This is a genomic window from Mesorhizobium waitakense (genome assembly GCF_056431085.1).
Window position 1 is genome coordinate 1 of the sequence record NZ_JBWKME010000030.1, and the last position, 2,811, is coordinate 2,811.

Consider the following 2,811-nt stretch of genomic DNA (forward strand, 5'->3'; position numbering starts at 1 on the left):
GACCCGTCAAACGGTCCGCAATTCCACCGATCCGACCCTCGCCGCTGAGAGGGCGCGGCTACCCTCTCCCAGCGGTTCCTTTCTGACCCGTTCGGCGCCAATGTCATAAGACAAGCAATTCCAGGAAAAGCGTGAAGTGGTTTTCCCGGGAAAAGCGCGTAGCGCTTTCCCTTGGGAATTGCGTCAAGACAGAATTGTTGAAGTCTCCGGTTTCGTCCCCCTGACGGTTCCCACCGGCCGGGCTTTGCTCTACCAATATCACGGTGCGGGCATAGCCCGGCGGAAGGGGTCTGAGATGCCGAGCTTCGACAGCCTGTTCAACGCCTTCGTCACCATTCTCGTGACCATCGATCCGCCTGGTCTGGCGCCGCTGTTCCTTGCCGTGACACGCGGCATGAACCGCGAGGAGCGCCAGCAGGTTTCCGTCCGTGCCTCGATCATCGGTTTCCTGGTGATGGCGTTGTTTGCCGTTGCCGGCGCCTCGATCCTGTCGGTGTTCGGCATCACGTTGCCGGCCTTCCGCGTCGCCGGTGGCTTCCTGTTGTTCTTCATCGCCTTCGAAATGGTGTTCGAGCGGCGGCAGGACCGCAAGGAAAAGATCGGCGACGTCGCCATCACCAAGGACATGATCCACAACATCGCCGCCTTCCCGCTGGCGATCCCGCTGATCGCCGGCCCTGGCGCGATTTCGGCGACGGTGCTGCTCTCCGGCTCGTTTCAAGGCTTTGCCGCGCAGGCGGCGCTGGTCGGCATCATCTTCGTCTGCCTCGCCATCACCTATCTGGTGTTCGTGTTGTCGGAGCGCATCGACCGCATCCTCGGCCAGACCGGGCGTTCGATCCTCACCCGCCTGCTCGGTGTCATCCTAGCAGCACTTGCCGTGCAATTCGTCGCCGACGGCATCAAGGCGCTGATGGCGGGATAGCGTGCGACGGGCCACCGAAGCCGGCCCTACTTCGCTGTCGTATCGATGACTTCGAAATCATGGGTGATGGTGGCGGTCTTGGCCAGCATCGCCGAAGCCGAGCAGTATTTTTCGATCGAAAGATCGATCGCCCGCTTGACCTTGTCGGGCGAGAGAGCCCAGCCCTTGACGACGAAATGCATGTGGATGCGGGTGAACACCCTGGGCTCGGTCTCGGCCCGGTCGGCGTCGAGCTCGACCACGCAATCCTCGACCGCCTCGCGGCCCTTTTCGAGGATATGCACGACATCATAGGCCGAACAGCCGCCGGTGCCGATCAGCACCAGTTCCATCGGGCTAGGCCCTGGTGTCTTGCCTTCCGGTCCGAGCGCGGTTCCGAGCACCACCTTGTGGCCGCTGCCGGACTCGCCGACGAACGTCCGCTCCTCGACCCATTTTACGCGTGCTTTCACCTGATATTCCTTCCACTCGAGGTCACGGCCCGGCTCGCGCAACGCCAAAGACGACATCGTGCATGACCCTGCCCGGCAACAGCGTGAAGATGCCGGCCCCGACCAGCGCAAAGACATACAGCGCAATCATCGACTTGCGATGCTTTGCGACGCGATGATTGTGCGCGTGCCACACCGCCAGCGGTACGGTGACCAGCACCAGGATCGACAGGAGATGGATCGGACTGAAAGGGCCGACGAGGCGGATCTGATGAATCCAGAAACTCGAGACGGCGATGACCAGCATCAGCGCGGCCCAGACATAGCCCGCGATGCGATGGCGCCGCGTTCCCTTCGGCAGCGCCAACTGCGTGGCCCCTATCGCCAGTGCGGCGAAAGCCGCAAAGGCATGCCAGGGAACCGGAGAAGGGGCGGCAAGCAGCGGTTGCAGCGACATTGCCGCCTCCGGTGGTTGGTTGCCCTCAAAATGGTTCTGTGTGGTGAAGAATGTAAACATAGGACCCATACATCTGATTTCCCATCGGAAACTCCTGCGCCACCGATCACCTGTGTAAACTCGGCAGATGTAAACTAGCCACTTTTTCGGCATCGTCACAGGGGGATTGGAAAGGGTCGCGCGGCGCAGCCGCACGGCTCTTTCCAATTCACATGTGGCGATCAAAATGCTGCGACAGTTCAACCTCCGAGTCGGTTCCGAATGTCCGCTGTCTACGGTCGAGGGTATGTATGACCACGGCTTTCCGGCCAAAAGCAACCTGATGTTGCCGATCATGTTGGGGAACTGGCCGGAAAAGCGGCTGTCGCCGGCAGATCGTGACTCTCCAGCCAATCTTCGCTCGTCGGCTTACCTGTCCGACAACTGAAACCCGATCTTCCTGACCAGACCCTTTCGAATGCGCATCGCGGGTCCATTGGATTTCGTTTCTGGAAGGAACTCAACACCAAGCTCCTCCAGTGCCGCCTGGACGCGCAGACTGATCTCAAGGCCTACTGGCTCCCGCGCCTCGATCCGGACAATTGAGCGAGTGCTCACACCTGCCTTCTCGGCAAGTTTTTTTGGGGTGATGTCCAGGAGCGCGCGGGCCGCGCGAAGGAAGTCGTATGATGCCTGCATGCCAGAAGTTCTACCCGTAGCGAAACGGGAAGACCAGCTATCCTGTTGATAGGCGTCGCGACGCCGACCAAGGCGTATGGACGCCTGAGGCCGGGCGCCGTATCTATCGGGCCGCTGATTCCGCGAGTCAAAGGATTCGAACCCACGCGGGATCCTGGATCGGAGCAAGGAGGACCCGCATGCTATTGTTTGGCCGCGCAACGCCAACCGACGAGATGTTGATCTTCCAGGTCGCCCGCCTTCTCGCATTGGCTGCTGATCTAGATGTGAGCTTTCAGGAGGTTGTCCATTCGGACCGGACCGGGGAGACTGGAGTTACC

Annotated in this window: 5 protein-coding genes; 2 read left to right on the forward strand and 3 right to left on the reverse strand. The window is 60.8% G+C overall.

The genetic code is table 11. From position 1 onward, the window contains the following. Nucleotides 1-295: 295 nt before the first annotated feature. Nucleotides 296-925 (forward strand): MarC family protein, encoded by a 630-nt coding sequence (locus AC07FD_RS09060; protein ID WP_023670949.1) that lies wholly within the window; start codon nucleotides 296-298, stop codon nucleotides 923-925. A gap of 26 nt (nucleotides 926-951) precedes the next feature. Here AC07FD_RS09060 and AC07FD_RS09065 read toward each other — a convergent pair whose 3' ends face one another. Further along, entirely contained in the window at nucleotides 952-1,377 is a 426-nt protein-coding gene (locus AC07FD_RS09065) for an OsmC family protein (protein ID WP_478349560.1), read from the reverse strand. 22 nt (nucleotides 1,378-1,399) lie between these two features. Next, entirely contained in the window at nucleotides 1,400-1,813 is a 414-nt protein-coding gene (locus AC07FD_RS09070) for a DUF2306 domain-containing protein (RefSeq protein WP_478349561.1), read from the reverse strand. A gap of 226 nt (nucleotides 1,814-2,039) precedes the next feature. Between AC07FD_RS09070 and AC07FD_RS09075 the strand changes: the two genes are divergently transcribed. Continuing rightward, nucleotides 2,040-2,240: a hypothetical protein gene (locus tag AC07FD_RS09075; RefSeq protein ID WP_478349562.1), complete on the forward strand. Its 201-nt coding sequence runs from the start codon at nucleotides 2,040-2,042 to the stop codon at nucleotides 2,238-2,240. On the opposite strand, the gene AC07FD_RS09080 is transcribed toward AC07FD_RS09075, so the two are convergent. After that, on the reverse strand, nucleotides 2,222-2,491 hold the full coding sequence (locus AC07FD_RS09080; RefSeq protein ID WP_478349563.1) for a helix-turn-helix domain-containing protein: 270 nt from the start codon (nucleotides 2,489-2,491) through the stop codon (nucleotides 2,222-2,224). The genes AC07FD_RS09075 and AC07FD_RS09080 overlap by 19 nt on opposite strands. Nucleotides 2,492-2,811: the final 320 nt, after the last annotated feature.

Bases quoted from the DNA above. Each gene is read 5' to 3' on its own strand.
- AC07FD_RS09080 (WP_478349563.1), bottom strand. From the start codon at position 2,491: ATGCAGGCATCATACGACTTCCTTCGCGCGGCCCGCGCGCTCCTGGAC.
- AC07FD_RS09070 (WP_478349561.1), bottom strand. From the start codon at position 1,813: ATGTCGCTGCAACCGCTGCTTGCCGCCCCTTCTCCGGTTCCCTGGCAT.
- AC07FD_RS09075 (WP_478349562.1), top strand. From the start codon at position 2,040: ATGCTGCGACAGTTCAACCTCCGAGTCGGTTCCGAATGTCCGCTGTCT.
- AC07FD_RS09060 (WP_023670949.1), top strand. From the start codon at position 296: ATGCCGAGCTTCGACAGCCTGTTCAACGCCTTCGTCACCATTCTCGTG.